The following is a 12,359-nucleotide window of genomic DNA, read 5'->3' as shown; positions in this document are numbered from 1 at the left end:
CTCGGCCGCGGCCGGCGAGCGGTTCCGGCCCCGCGACGCCGTGTTCCCACGCAAGACGCCGAACGGCGGGGCGCCGAAGCGCACCCGCCGTTCGCGAGAGGAACTCAGCGGCCGCGGAGGACCGCCTGCTTGACCTCGGCGATGGCCTTGGTGACCTCGATACCGCGGGGGCACGCCTCGGTGCAGTTGAAGGTCGTGCGGCAGCGCCACACGCCTTCCTTGTCGTTGAGGATGTCGAGACGCACGTCGCCGGCGTCGTCGCGCGAGTCGAAGATGAAGCGGTGCGCGTTGACGATCGCGGCCGGTCCGAAGTACTGGCCGTCGGTCCAGAACACGGGGCACGACGAGGTGCACGCGGCGCACAGGATGCACTTCGTCGTGTCGTCGAAGACCTCGCGGTCGACGATCGACTGGATGCGCTCCTTGCCGGGGGTCGGCTTGCTGTTCGCGATGAGGAAGGGCTGCACCTCGCGGTAGGAGGCGAAGAACGGCTCCATGTCGACGATGAGGTCCTTCTCGAGCGGCAGGCCCTTGATCGCCTCGACGTAGATCGGCTGCGAGATGTCGAGATCCTTGATCAGCGTCTTGCAGGCCAAGCGGTTGCGGCCGTTGATGCGCATGGCATCCGATCCGCAGATGCCGTGCGCGCACGAGCGGCGGAACGACAGCGAACCGTCCTTCTCCCACTTGATCTTGTGCAGGGCGTCGAGCACGCGATCGGTGGAGTACAGCTCCACGTCGTAGTCGACCCAGCGGGGCTCGTCGTCGACCTCGGGGTCGAACCGGCGGATGTTGAACGTGACCAGGAACGACTGGATCCCCGTGTCCTCGGGGGTCTGCTCGACCTCGTCGGAGGTGTCGACGGTCTCGATGACGGTGGATGCCATCTCAGTACTTCCTCTCGAGGGGCGGGTAGCGCAGTTCGCCGGCATCGTTCTTCGTGAAGACCACGGGCTTCCACCCGAGTTCGATGTGGTCGGCGGGGTGCGACGAGTGCGGGTCGCCGGTCAGGTAGGCCATGGTGTGCTGCATGTAGTTCTCGTCGTCGCGCGTCGGGAAGTCGTCGCGCATGTGACCGCCGCGGCTCTCCTCGCGGTTCTGCGCGGAGTAGACGACGACCTCGGCGAGGTCGAGCAGGAACCCCAGCTCGACGGCCTCGAGCAGGTCGGTGTTGTACCGCTTGCCCTTGTCGTCGACGTGGACGTTCTTGTAGCGCTCGCGCAGGTCGGCGATGATGTCGAGCACCTCGGCGAGGGAGTCGTGGGTGCGGAACACCTGGGCGCCCTTGTCCATCTCGTCCTGCAGCGTCTTGCGCAGGACCGCGATGCGCTCGGTGCCCGAGTTGGCGCGCAGGCCCTCGATCATCTCGCGGACCTCCTTCGCCGGGTCCTCGGGGAGGGGCACGAAGTCCGCGGTCTGGACGTACTCGACGGCGTTGCGGCCGGCGCGCTTGCCGAAGACGTTGATGTCGAGCAGCGAGTTGGTGCCGAGGCGGTTGGATCCGTGCACCGAGACGCAGGCGCACTCGCCGGCGGCGTAGAGACCGGGGACCACCGTGTCGTTGTCCGACAGCACCTCGGCCTTGATGTTGGTCGGGATGCCGCCCATCGCGTAGTGCGCGGTCGGCATGACCGGGACGGGCTCGACGACGGGGTCGACGCCCAGGTAGGTGCGCGCGAACTCGGTGATGTCGGGGAGCTTCGTCTCGAGGACCTCGGCACCGAGGTGGGTGCAGTCCAGGAGCACGTAGTCGCGGTGGGGTCCGGCGCCGCGACCCTCCGCGACCTCCTGCACCATGCAGCGGGCGACGATGTCGCGCGGCGCCAGGTCCTTGATGGTCGGCGCGTAGCGCTCCATGAACCGTTCGCCGCTGGCGTTGCGGAGGATCGCGCCCTCGCCTCGCGCGCCCTCGGTCAGCAGGATGCCGAGACCGGCGAGACCGGTCGGGTGGAACTGGAAGAACTCCATGTCCTCCAGCGGCAGGCCCTTGCGCCAGACGATGCCGACGCCGTCACCGGTGAGGGTGTGGGCGTTGGAGGTGGTCTTGAAGATCTTCCCGAAGCCGCCCGTGGCGAAGACGACGGCCTTCGACTGGAAGACGTGCAGGTCGCCGGTGGCGAGTTCGTAGGCGACGACGCCTGCGACCTGCGTGTTCCCCGCGTCGTCCTTCACGGTGACGAGGTCGAGCACGTAGAACTCGTTGAAGAAGTTGATGCCGAGCTTCACGCAGTTCTGGAACAGCGTCTGGAGGATCATGTGACCAGTGCGGTCGGCCGCGTAGCACGCACGGCGGACCGGAGTCTTGCCGTGATCGGCGGTGTGCCCGCCGAAGCGACGCTGGTCGATCTTGCCCTCGGGGGTGCGGTTGAACGGCAGACCCATGTTCTCGAGGTCGATGACGGCGTCGATCGCCTCCTTGGCGAGGATCTCCGCGGCATCCTGGTCGACGAGGTAGTCGCCGCCCTTGATCGTGTCGAAGGTGTGCCACTCCCAGGAGTCCTCTTCGACGTTGGCGAGGGCCGCGGCCATGCCTCCCTGCGCCGCCCCGGTGTGGGAGCGGGTGGGGTACAGCTTCGAGATGACGGCGGTCTTCGCGCCGGGGCCGGCCTCGATGGCTGCGCGCATGCCGGCGCCGCCGGCGCCGACGATCACGATGTCGAACTGGTGGTAGTGCACGCCGTCCTTGACGATCGTGTCCGCGCTGTTCTGAGTGCTCACGTGTGCAATGCCTCTGCTGTCTCAGTCGAAAGGGAGGATGCCGCGGCTCACGCCTGGCAGATCTCCCACAGGGAGCTGCTCTCGGTGACGCCGAGGCAGGGGTCGAAGGTGAAGACCACGAGCGTGCCGAGGAGGATCAGGAAGGCCGCCGACAGCCCGATCGCCCAGACCAGGACGCGACGCACGGAGGGCGTCGTGACGTAGTCGTTCACGATCGTGCGCATGCCGTTGGCGCCGTGGATGAGTGCCAGCCACAGCATCAGGACGTCCCACCACTGCCAGAACGGCGAGGCCAGCTTGCCGGCGACGAACGCGAAGTCGATCTGGTGGATGCCCTCGCCCGTCATCAGGTTGACGAAGAGGTGACCGAAGATGAGGACGACCAGCAGCACGCCGGAGGCGCGCATGTAGATCCATCCCCACTTCTCGAGGTTGGAGCCCTTCTTCCGCACGGCGGGCGTGCGGGGCGCGGGGATCGTGCTTGCTTCCTGGGCGACGGACATCAGTGGCTCCCCGTGACGGCGCTGAAGACGTTGATGAGGTGACGCGGGGTGAATCCGAGCATCGTGACGACCCAGAGGCCCAGCACCCCCCACCACAGCTGACGCTGGTGACGGGTCGCCCACGGCCAGAAGTCGACGGCGATGATGCGCAGGCCGTTGTAGGCGTGGTACGCGATGGCTCCGACGAGGGCGACTTCGCCCAGGCCCATGATCGGGTTCTTGTAGGTGCCGATCACGGCGTCGTAGGCCTCGGGGGAGACGCGGATGAGGGCGGTGTCGAGGATGTGGACGAGAAGGAAGAAGAAGATCGCCACGCCCGTGATCCGGTGCAGGACCCACGACCACATTCCTTCGCGGCCGCGGTAGAGGGTTCCGCGCGGCCTCTTCGAGGTGGTCTCTTTCACCGACGGCGTGGCACGTGCTGGTGCTGACACGGTCGTCCTCCCTGATCGAACACGGTGTGGGGGCCCGCGTGGGCCCCGAGCGTCACACGGGCGCCACTGAATACTACGGCCGGGCTATGAATCGGGGGGATGAGGGTCGCCTAACACTCTCTCGATGTCGAGATAAATCGAGGGGTCCGGGGGTGGCTCCCCGCCGGGCGGCGACTGGCCTCGCGTGGGTGCGCCGGCGCCTTTCCCGTTAGGGTCGGTGCCATGGCCGAACCTGCTATCGACGACTTCTACGCCGTGATCCCCGCCGGTGGGATCGGCAGCCGCCTGTGGCCGCTGTCCCGCGCGGACGCACCCAAGTTCCTCCACGACCTCACCGGGTCCGGTCAGACGCTCCTGCGCGACACCTGGGACCGTCTCGCGCCGCTGTCCGGCGAGGATCGCATCGCGGTCGTCACCGGCCGTGCGCACCGCGCCGCCGTAGAGCGCGAGCTTCCGGGCGTGCCCGACCACAACGTCTTCCTCGAGTCCGAGCCGCGGGACTCCAGCGCCGCCATCGGTCTCGCCGCCGCGATCCTCGTCCGCCGCGAGCCCGACGTCATCATCGGCTCGTTCGCCGCCGACCACGTCATCCGCCAGACGCGCCAGTTCGACTTCGCCGTGCGGCAGGCGGTGGCCGTCGCCCGTGCCGGATACATCTGCACGATCGGCATCCAGCCCAGCGAGCCCTCCGTCGGCTTCGGGTACGTCAAGCAGGCGGACGAGCTCATCGTCGACGGGGCGCCCGAGGCCTACACCGTGGAGCGGTTCGTCGAGAAGCCCGATCTCGACACCGCCAAGGCGTACTTCTCGGATCGGGCGTACCTCTGGAACGCCGGCATGTTCATCACCCGCGCCGACGTGCTCCTCGCCGAGCTCGCCGTCAACGAGCCGGAGCTGCACGCGGGCCTGCTCGAACTGGCCGAGGCGTGGGACGACCGCGACCTCCGCGGTCCCGCCGTCGACCGCATCTGGCCGGGCCTGAAGAAGATCGCGATCGACTACTCCGTCGCCGAACCGGCCGCCGAGAAGGGGCGTCTCGCGGTCATCCCCGGTCACTTCGACTGGGACGACGTGGGCGATTTCGCCAGCCTCTCGAAGTTGAACTCCTCCGGTGGGCGCAACGAGCTCGCGATCCTGGGTGAGGACGCGCGCGTGCTGTCCGACGCCTCCAGCGGGATCGTCGTGTCCCAGACGAAGCGCGTCATCAGCCTCATCGGCGTGCGCGACATCGTCGTGGTCGACACCCCCGACGCGCTCCTGGTGACCACGAGCGAGAACGCCCAGCGCGTCAAGGGCGTCGTGGACGCGCTCAAGCTCACCGGTCGCGGCGACGTCCTCTGATACCGGATGCCGCAGCTCGCGGCATCCGGTCTCGTCGGTGCCGTCGCCGTGTGGCGCGCGCATCACGCGAGATTGCGTCTTTGTAACCATTGCCGCGCGGGGCCCGTTCGGGCGCGCAAGCGATTCGTCACAGTGGGTAACGTGACTCCATCGTCCCCCGAACCCGTTGGGGGCCCCCGTCTTGGAGGACCATTCGTGAAGACCACGAAGAAGGCCGTCGTCAGCGGCCTCGCGATGATCGGCGCGGCCGTGCTGCTCGCCGGTTGCGGTGCCGCGCCCGAGAGCACCGGCTCGTCGGCCGCTGCCGGTGCCAGCGACTACCTGCCCTGCATGGTGTCGGACTCGGGTGGGTTCGACGACAAGTCGTTCAACCAGCTGGGCAAGGAAGGCCTGGACCAGGCCGCCGCGGAGCTCGGCTCGAAGAAGCCGATCGAGGTCCAGTCGCAGGCCGAGACCGACTTCGCCTCCAACCTCTCCAGCCTCGTCGACCAGGGCTGCAACACGATCATCACGGTCGGCTTCCTCCTGGCACCGGCCGCGCTCGAGTCGGCCACGGCCAACCCCGACCTGCAGTACGTCTCGATCGACGACACCGTCGACCAGAACTTCGACGGCACGACGGACGCGCCGAACATCAAGCCGATCATCTTCGACACCGCTCAGGCCGCCTACCTCGCGGGCTACCTCGCCGCGGGTGTCTCCAAGACCGGCGTCGTCGGCACCTTCGGTGGCATGAACATCCCGACCGTCACGATCTTCATGGACGGTTTCGCCCAGGGCGTCGAGAAGTACAACACCGACAACGGCACCTCGGTCCGCGTCGTCGGCTGGGACCGCACCGCCAAGGACGGCTCGTTCACCGGTGGCTTCGAGGCCAACGACACCGCGCGTCAGACCGCGCAGGCGATCATCGACCAGAACGTCGACGTGCTTCTGCCCGTCGGTGGCCCGATCTACCAGTCGGCCGCCGTCGCCATCCAGGACTCGGGCCGCGAGATCGCCATGGTCGGCGTCGACGCCGACGTGTTCGAGACCGACCCCTCGGTCGGCAGCCTGCTCCTCACCTCGATCCTCAAGGGCATCGACGTGGGAACCAAGGACGCGATCGTGTCCGCCGGAAAGGGCGAGTTCGACACCACGCCGTTCATCGGCACCCTCGAGAACGACGGTGTCGGAATCGCGCCGTACCACGACTGGTCGGACCGCGTGCCCGCTGACCTGACCAGCAAGGTGGACGCGCTCAAGGCCGACATCATCAGCGGCAAGATCACGGTCGAGTCCTACCTGGCCGGCTGAGAGATCCACTCTCCTGGGGGAGGTCGGCTCCGTGCCGGCCTCCCCTCCCTTATGGGAGCCGCGGGCCTCGGCCCCGGCGATCGGAACCGATCCGCTCACGAGGCGGATCCTCCCCGTCGCACCCCGTGTGCGGCGCCACAGAACTTAGGATCGGGAACATGAAGCTCGAACTCCGCGGGATCACGAAAACCTTCGGATCCCTGGTGGCGAACGATCACATCGACCTCACTGTCGAGGCCGGAGAGATCCACTGCCTGCTCGGCGAGAACGGTGCCGGCAAGTCCACCCTGATGAACGTCCTCTACGGTCTCTACCAGGCCGACGGGGGAGAGATCCTGCTGGACGACGACGTCCAGCACTTCGCCGGACCCGGCGACGCGATGCGGGCCGGCATCGGCATGGTGCACCAGCACTTCATGCTCATCCCGGTCTTCACCGTCGCCGAGAACGTCATGCTCGGCCACGAGCCGACGAAGTTCGGCGGTCGGCTCGACCTCGCCGCGGCGCGTGCGAAGGTCACGGAGATCTCCGACCGCTTCGGCTTCGACGTCGACCCCGACGCCCTCGTCGACGATCTGCCCGTGGGGGTGCAGCAGCGCGTCGAGATCATCAAGGCCCTCTCCCGGGATGCCAAGGTCCTCGTGTTCGACGAGCCCACGGCCGTCCTCACGCCGCAGGAGACCGACGAACTGATGGCGATCATGCGTCAGCTGAAGTCCTCCGGCACCTCGATCGTCTTCATCACCCACAAGCTCCGCGAGGTCCGCGAGGTCGCCGACCGCATCACGGTGATCCGCCTGGGCAAGGTGGTCGGCGAGGCCGACCCGCGCGCCTCGAACGCGGAACTGGCGTCGCTGATGGTCGGTCGCGCCGTCGAGCTGACCGTTCAGAAGGAGGCGCCGACGCTCGGCGAGGTGGGGCTCTCCGTATCCGGGCTCACCGTCGTCGACGCGATCGGCCAGCTCGTCGTCAACGACGTCAGCTTCGACGTCCGCCGGGGCGAGGTCCTCGCGATCGCCGGCGTGCAGGGCAACGGACAGACCGAGCTCACCGAGGCCCTCCTGGGACTACAGGATCGCGTCGAGGGCTCGATCGTGCTGGACGGCACGGAGCTCCTCGGCCAGAGCGTCCGCGCGGTGCTCGACTCGGGCGTCGGGTTCGTCCCCGAGGACCGCAAAGAAGACGGTCTGGTGGGGGAGTTCTCGATCGCGGAGAACCTCATGCTCGACCGGGCCGACGGTGCCCCATTCGTCAAGGGCGGCGCGCTCCAACTCTCCACGCTCGCCGATTTCGCGCGCGAGAAGGTGAGCGAGTTCGACGTGCGGACGCCCTCGATCGAGACACCCGTCGGGCGCCTCTCCGGCGGCAACCAGCAGAAGGTCGTCCTCGCACGCGAGCTCAGCCGCGACCTCCGCCTCTTCGTCGCCGCCCAGCCCACCCGTGGCGTGGACGTCGGCTCGATCGAATTCATCCACAAGCGCGTCATCGAGACCCGCGACAGCGGTGTGCCCGTGATCGTCGTCTCCACCGAGCTCGACGAGGTCACCGCCCTCGCCGACCGCATCATGGTCATGTACCGGGGCCGCGTCGTCGGCATCGTCCCGGGCGACACCTCGCGCGATGTGCTCGGCCTGATGATGGCCGGCGAAGCGCCCCAGAACGAAGGAGTCGCCGCGTGAGCGATTCGCACAGCCCGCACGACCCGACCGCCGCGCGCGCCGATCGCGCCGCCGAGGTCGCCGCCGCAACTGACGCCGACGTCGCCCTCGAGGGGAGCGTCGCGGTCGACACGGCGGCGGGAGCCCGCGTCGTGACTCCGCCGCCCGCGCCCGAGGAGAACCGCTGGAGTCGCGCCCTGCGCGAGATCGCCACGGGGAACGCCATCATCTCCGTGCTCGCGGTCATCCTCGCCCTGCTCGTGGGCGCGATCATGATCGCCGCCACGGATGAGAACGTCCAGGCGACATCGGCGTACTTCTTCGCGCGGCCGGGCGACACGCTCGCCGCCATCTGGGAGTCGGTCTCGGGGGCGTACGCCTCCTTCTTCCAGGGGGCTATCTACAACTTCCGCCGCCCCGAGTTCGCCACGGGGATCAAGCCGCTCACCGAGACGTTGACGTTCGCGACACCCCTGATCGCGGCGGGCCTCGGCGTGGCCCTCGCGTTCCGCGTCGGCATGTTCAACATCGGCGGTCGCGGTCAGATGCTCGTCGCCGCGGCGGCCGCGGGCTGGGTCGCCTTCTCGTTCGACCTGCCGTGGGGCGTCCACATGGTCATCGCCCTGATCGCCGGCGTCGTCGCCGGTGCGATCTGGGCCGGCATCGCGGGAGTCCTCAAGGCTCGCACCGGTGCGCACGAGGTCATCGTGACGATCATGCTCAACTACGTGGCGTACTACCTCGTGTACTACATGCTGCGCACCCCGGGGCTCCTCCAGGCGCCGGGCTCGAGCAACCCGACGACCCCGCCGATGAAGGACACCGCGGTCTTCCCCGACCTCTTCGGCTCGGGCTACAACCTGCATTTCGGTTTCGTCCTGTCCATCCTCGCGGTGGTGCTGGTGTGGTGGATCCTCGAACGGTCCTCGCTCGGCTTCCGCTTCCGCGCGGTCGGTCTCAACCCGAACGCGGCGCGCGTCGCGGGCATCAACGTCAAGTCGATGTACGTCTACGCGATGCTCATCTCCGGTGGTCTCATCGGTCTCGCCGGAGTGGACCAGGTCCTCGGAACCGTGACGACCGGATTCTCCAGCGGCATCGACGCCGGCATCGGGTTCGATGCGATCACCGTCGCGCTGCTCGGCCGCTCCACCCCCGTGGGCGTCCTGGTGGCCGGCATCCTGTTCGGCGCGTTCAAGGCCGGCGGCTTCGCCATGCAGGCCGCCAACGGCGTGCCGATCGACATCGTCTTGGTCGTGCAGTCGCTCATCGTGCTGTTCATCGCCGCCCCGCCCCTGGTGCGCGCGATCTTCCGCCTGCCGACCCCCGGAGCGCGCCAGCCCAAGGTGCGCGCCGCCAAGAAGAAGGAGGCGGCCCGGTGAGCACCACCGCCGCACACCCCGAGGCCGCGCCCGCCGTCGAGGCCCTCGACAAGGCCGTCGTCGTGAGCTGGAAGGCCCCGATCGTCTACGGCGTCATCACGGTGCTCGCCGCCGTGCTCTTCGTCGTGGCGCGCCAGGACGGCGACGCCGTCTTCCGGATCTCGAGCCCGGGTGAGTTCATCCAGTTGCCCGAGGTCGTGCTGGGCGGCGCCGTGACCGGCGCGGTCTGCACGATCCTGCTGGCGCTCGTCACGGTCGCGAGCGTGCTGATGGTGCGCGCGCACCGCCGGCCTCCGATCTGGCTGGCCGTGATCTTCGCCGTCGTTTTCATGGTCGGATTCCTCACCTGGGCCGCCGCCGGCGCGACGACCTCGGTCATCCCGCTCACGGGTCTCCTCGCGGGCGGACTGAGCCTCTCGGTGCCGCTGATCTTCGGTGCCATGTGCGGCGTCCTCAGCGAGCGCGTCGGCGTGGTCAACATCGCGATCGAGGGACAGCTGCTGGCCGGCGCGTTCACCTCGGCGATCGTCGCGACGGTGACGGGCAACCCCTTCATCGGTCTGCTCGCCGCCGCGGTGGCCGGTGTCCTGGTGTCCTTCGTCCTTGCCGCCTTCGCGATCAAGTACTTCGTCGACCAGGTGATCGTCGGCGTCGTCCTCAACGTGCTCGTCGTGGGCCTGACGAGCTTCCTGTTCTCGCAGCTCCTCTCGCCGCACGCCGACACGCTGAACTCGCCCCCGCGGTTCCCGCGTCTGCCGATCCCGGTGCTGGCCGACATCCCGATCATCGGGCCTATGCTGTTCAACCAGACCGTGATCGTCTACCTCATGTACGTCACGGTGATCGCCGTCTACCTGGGCCTGTTCCACACCCGCTGGGGCCTCCGGCTGCGCGCCGTCGGCGAGCACCCGCAGGCGGCCGACACCGTGGGCATCAACATCGCCCGCACCCGGTTCTGGAACGTCTCCCTGGGCGGTGCGATCGCGGGTCTGGGCGGTGCGTTCTTCACCCTGGGTTCGGTCGGTGCCTTCAACAAGGAGATGACGGCGGGCGCGGGATACATCGCCCTCGCGGCGGTCATCTTCGGTCAGTGGGACCCGATCCGCGCGACCCTCGCCGCCCTGCTGTTCGGCTTCGCCTCGAACCTGCAGAACACCCTCGGCGTCATCGGCTCGCCCGTGCCGAGCGAGTTCATGCTCATGCTGCCGTACGTCGTGACGATCTTCGCCGTCGCCGGTCTCGTCGGGAAGGTCCGCGGCCCCGCGGCCGCCGGCAAACCGTACGTCAAGGGCTGACCCGGCCCGCTTCCCCCTTCACGAGAGGACCCTCCGCTCCACGATGACCGACATCGACTGGGACGAACTCCGTTCCGCCGCCACCGAGGCCATGCATCGCGCCTACGCCCCGTACTCCCGCTTCAAGGTGGGCGCCGCGGCGCTCGTCGCCGACGGACGCATCGTCTCGGGGTGCAACGTCGAGAACGCCTCCTACGGCGTGACGCTGTGCGCCGAGTGCGGGCTGGTCTCGGAACTCCACATGAGCGGCGGTGGTCAGCTCGTGGCCTTCGTGTGCGTCGACGGTGAGGGCCGCACGCTCATGCCCTGCGGCCGGTGCCGTCAGCTGCTCTTCGAGCACGCGATCCCGGGCATGCTGCTCGAGACCGTCAGCGGCATCCGCACGATCGACGAGGTCCTCCCGGACGCCTTCGGTCCGCGCGACCTCGAGGAGGCGGCCCGGTGAGCACCGAGCAGTACGACGCGGTCGACATCATCCGCGCGCAGCGCGACGGTCGGGCCATCTCCGAGGGTGAGATCCGCTGGTTGGTCGACGCCTACACGCGCGGCTACGTGATGGACGCGCAGATGTCGGCGTTCACGATGGCGGTCCTGCTGAACGGTCTCGGCCGCGACCAGATCCGGGTGCTGACGGATGCCATGATCGCCTCCGGCGAGCGCATGGACTTCTCTTCGCTCGACAAGCCCACCGTCGACAAGCACTCCACCGGTGGGGTGGGCGACAAGATCACGCTGCCACTGGCGCCGCTGGTCGCCGCATTCGGCGTCGCCGTTCCGCAGCTCTCCGGCCGCGGTCTCGGGCACACCGGCGGCACGCTGGACAAGCTCGAGTCGATCCCGGGGTGGCGGGCCGCGCTGTCCAACGACGAGATCCTCGCGCAGCTCGCCGACGTCGGCGCCGTGATCTGCGCGGCGGGAACGGGCCTGGCCCCGGCCGACAAGAAGCTCTACGCGCTGCGCGATGTCACCGGCACCGTCGAGGCGATCCCGCTGATCGCCTCGAGCATCATGTCGAAGAAGATCGCGGAGGGCACCGACTCGCTCGTGCTCGACGTGAAGTTCGGCTCCGGCGCCTTCATGCAGGACATCGACCGCGCGCGCGAACTCGCCGAGACGATGGTCGCCCTCGGCACCGACTCCGGCGTGAACACCACGGCGCTCCTGACCGACATGAACACCCCGCTCGGGCGCGCGATCGGCAACGCCAACGAGGTGCGCGAGTCCGTCGAGGTCCTCGCCGGCGGCGGCCCGGCCGACGTCGTCGAGCTGACCGTCGCGCTCGCCCGCGAGATGCTCACCCTCGCGGGTCGTCCCGACGCCGACGTCGAGGCCGCCCTGGCCGACGGCCGTGCGATGGACGTGTGGAAGCGCATGATCCGCGCGCAGGACGGCGACCCGGATGCCGCGCTCCCGACCCCGCGCGAGACCCACACGGTCGTCGCGGATCGCTCCGGCGTCGTCACCCTCGTCGAGGCGCTGCCCTTCGGCATCGGGGCGTGGCGCCTGGGCGCCGGACGCGCCCGCGCCGAGGACGCCGTGGTGCACGCAGCCGGGATCGACCTCCACGTCACCGTCGGCGACTCCGTCGCGGCCGGTCAGCCGCTGTTCACCCTCTCGGCCGATGATGAGACGCGCTTCGATCGCGCCCTCGCTGCGGTCGAGGGCGCGTGGGAGATCGGCGACAGCGCTCCCGCGCGCACCCCGCTCGTGCGCGAGCGCATCACCGCGTGAT

11 protein-coding genes are annotated in these 12,359 nt (G+C 68.7%); 7 read left to right on the top strand and 4 right to left on the bottom strand.

Translation table 11 applies throughout. From position 1 onward, the window contains the following. Positions 1-104 precede the first annotated feature (104 nt). The 4 genes from CSIV_RS05985 to sdhC are packed head-to-tail and all read right to left on the bottom strand — an operon-like array spanning position 105 to position 3,655. Positions 105-887 (bottom strand): succinate dehydrogenase iron-sulfur subunit, encoded by a 783-nt coding sequence (locus tag CSIV_RS05985; RefSeq protein ID WP_077050479.1) that lies wholly within the window; start codon positions 885-887, stop codon positions 105-107. Position 888: 1 nt separating this feature from the next. Beyond that, positions 889-2,718, bottom strand: coding sequence for a succinate dehydrogenase flavoprotein subunit (gene sdhA / locus CSIV_RS05980; protein ID WP_077050478.1), 1,830 nt, complete (start codon positions 2,716-2,718; stop codon positions 889-891). Positions 2,719-2,765: 47 nt separating this feature from the next. Next, a complete protein-coding gene (locus tag CSIV_RS05975) occupies positions 2,766-3,221 on the bottom strand; it encodes a succinate dehydrogenase hydrophobic membrane anchor subunit (protein WP_077050477.1) in 456 nt (151 codons plus the stop codon). Continuing rightward, complete coding sequence (sdhC, locus tag CSIV_RS05970) at positions 3,221-3,655, bottom strand: succinate dehydrogenase, cytochrome b556 subunit (RefSeq protein ID WP_077050476.1); 435 nt, start codon at positions 3,653-3,655, stop codon at positions 3,221-3,223. Before sdhC ends, CSIV_RS05975 begins: the two co-directional genes overlap by 1 nt. A 222-nt stretch (positions 3,656-3,877) precedes the next feature. Between sdhC and CSIV_RS05965 the strand changes: the two genes are divergently transcribed. From CSIV_RS05965 to CSIV_RS05935, 7 genes are all read left to right on the top strand, one after another. Then, the gene (locus tag CSIV_RS05965; RefSeq protein WP_077050475.1) at positions 3,878-4,996 is read left to right on the top strand and encodes a mannose-1-phosphate guanylyltransferase; all 1,119 of its coding nucleotides are present in this window, start codon (positions 3,878-3,880) and stop codon (positions 4,994-4,996) included. A gap of 195 nt (positions 4,997-5,191) precedes the next feature. Beyond that, positions 5,192-6,292: a BMP family lipoprotein gene (locus CSIV_RS05960; RefSeq protein ID WP_238592339.1), complete on the top strand. Its 1,101-nt coding sequence runs from the start codon at positions 5,192-5,194 to the stop codon at positions 6,290-6,292. 158 nt (positions 6,293-6,450) lie between these two features. Further along, positions 6,451-7,971 (top strand): ABC transporter ATP-binding protein, encoded by a 1,521-nt coding sequence (locus tag CSIV_RS05955; protein WP_077050474.1) that lies wholly within the window; start codon positions 6,451-6,453, stop codon positions 7,969-7,971. Next, on the top strand, positions 7,968-9,332 hold the full coding sequence (locus CSIV_RS05950) for an ABC transporter permease (protein WP_175627573.1): 1,365 nt from the start codon (positions 7,968-7,970) through the stop codon (positions 9,330-9,332). The genes CSIV_RS05955 and CSIV_RS05950 overlap by 4 nt, the downstream gene beginning before the upstream one ends. Further along, the gene (locus tag CSIV_RS05945; protein WP_077050473.1) at positions 9,329-10,627 is read left to right on the top strand and encodes an ABC transporter permease; all 1,299 of its coding nucleotides are present in this window, start codon (positions 9,329-9,331) and stop codon (positions 10,625-10,627) included. The genes CSIV_RS05950 and CSIV_RS05945 overlap by 4 nt, the downstream gene beginning before the upstream one ends. A gap of 43 nt (positions 10,628-10,670) precedes the next feature. After that, positions 10,671-11,072: a cytidine deaminase gene (locus CSIV_RS05940; protein WP_058595516.1), complete on the top strand. Its 402-nt coding sequence runs from the start codon at positions 10,671-10,673 to the stop codon at positions 11,070-11,072. After that, a complete protein-coding gene (locus tag CSIV_RS05935) occupies positions 11,069-12,358 on the top strand; it encodes a thymidine phosphorylase (RefSeq protein WP_077050472.1) in 1,290 nt (429 codons plus the stop codon). Before CSIV_RS05940 ends, CSIV_RS05935 begins: the two co-directional genes overlap by 4 nt. Position 12,359: the final 1 nt, after the last annotated feature.

This window comes from Microbacterium sp. CSI-V (genome assembly GCF_001984105.1).
Taxonomy (GTDB): Bacteria; Actinomycetota; Actinomycetes; order Actinomycetales; family Microbacteriaceae; genus Microbacterium.
The sequence above is the reverse complement of the archived record's forward strand: the minus strand, read 5'-3'. Positions and strand labels throughout refer to the sequence as shown.